The organism is Streptomyces specialis, from assembly GCF_001493375.1.
In the GTDB taxonomy this organism is placed as follows: Bacteria; Actinomycetota; Actinomycetes; order Streptomycetales; family Streptomycetaceae; genus Streptomyces; species Streptomyces specialis.
This window is the reverse complement of record NZ_LN929875.1, coordinates 1-1,301: the sequence shown is the minus strand read 5'-3', so window position 1 is coordinate 1,301 and position 1,301 is coordinate 1. Positions and strand designations below refer to the sequence as shown.

1 protein-coding gene is annotated in these 1,301 nt (G+C 72.1%); it reads right to left on the bottom strand.

The annotated features are described in order from the left end of the window. Positions 1-1,110 (bottom strand): sigma-70 family RNA polymerase sigma factor (locus BN2279_RS09700; RefSeq protein WP_159037177.1); only part of this gene is annotated, 1,110 nt, incomplete at its 3' end. Between the last annotated feature and the right edge of the window lie 191 nt (positions 1,111-1,301).

Here is a 1,301-nt window from a genome sequence, read left to right as displayed (position 1 = left end):
TACGGGATATGGGAAGCGCATGAGTACGCAGTGGACAGAAGAGGGAAAAGTGTATATAGAGAAGAGACATTTCATGTTTGTAAAGAGATGGCAGCGTCGGGAGGCTGAAGTATTCCTCCTGCGCCGGAGGCTGAAGATGTTTAAAAGAGCCGCCCCCGCACCGGCCGCGCCGGTGACCACCGCGGCGCCCTTGAACCACGACCCCGCCGCGAACCAGCCGATGACCGCGATCGGCAGCACGGCACCGAGCCGTTCGTTGAGATCGCTCACCTCGGACGCGGCCGACGCGCACCGCGCGCACTCCGCGAGGTGCTTGCGCAGCCCGCGCTCCGCGCGCGTCCGCAGCCCGCCCCTGGCGAACGCGCCCAGCCGGTCCGCGTACTGCGCGCACTCCCCGCCCTCGGTCAGCGCCCGGCTCACATGCTCCTGGAGATACGCCTGTCGCAGCCCCTCACGCGCCCGGTGCGCCAACACCGCCGTCGCGTTCGGCGTCAGCCCGAGCAGCGGCGCCACCTCGCGCGGCGACGCCTCCTCGACCGTGGTGTGCCACAGCACGGTCTGCCAGCGCTCCGGCAGGCTGCGGAACGCGCGCACCGCCATCGACTGCTCCGCCTCGCGCATGGCCCGCACGTCGGCGCCGACCGCGAGCCCCTCCGCGTCACCCGGCCGCGCGGACGCCGAGACGGCGAACGCCGCGAAGTCCTCGACGAGCTGCTCCCGCTTCGCCGTACGCGCCCACTCCGCCGCGACCCGGCGCACCGAGGTCAGCAGATACGCCCGAACCGCCGTCTCCGGTCCGGCTCCGCGCCGGACCGCCTGGAGCGTGGCGGCGAACACCTCGTTCGTCAGGTCGTCCGCCGTGTCCGCGTCCCGGCAGCACGTGCGCGCGTACCGGCGCACGGCGTCGGCATGGCGCCGGTACAACTCCTCGTACGCCTCCGGCGCGCCCCGGCGCATCCGGTCGATCAGCTCCAGGTCGGCGATGTCCCGGTGCCGCACCCGCTGCCGCGGCACCTTCGAACCCTCGGCCTCCTCGGCGCCCTCCGGGGCGCCGGACGTCCCCGGCCCGGCCGGCCGGGCCGACTCGGCGTCCTGGCCTTCAACGCCCATAGCGGGAAGCCTCCCGGAGAGTTCGTAGCGGTGTCAGCGGCACGGAAAGGCTGCCACACGAATGGCCGACAGCCGCCCGGGGTCCCACAGAACCACCCGTCCGTGGGTTCCTTCCCACGTCACCGCCACATCACCGTGATATAGGCGCTCTTTCTGCCCGGACCGCGCTTCCCGACCCCGCTCCCCGGCGG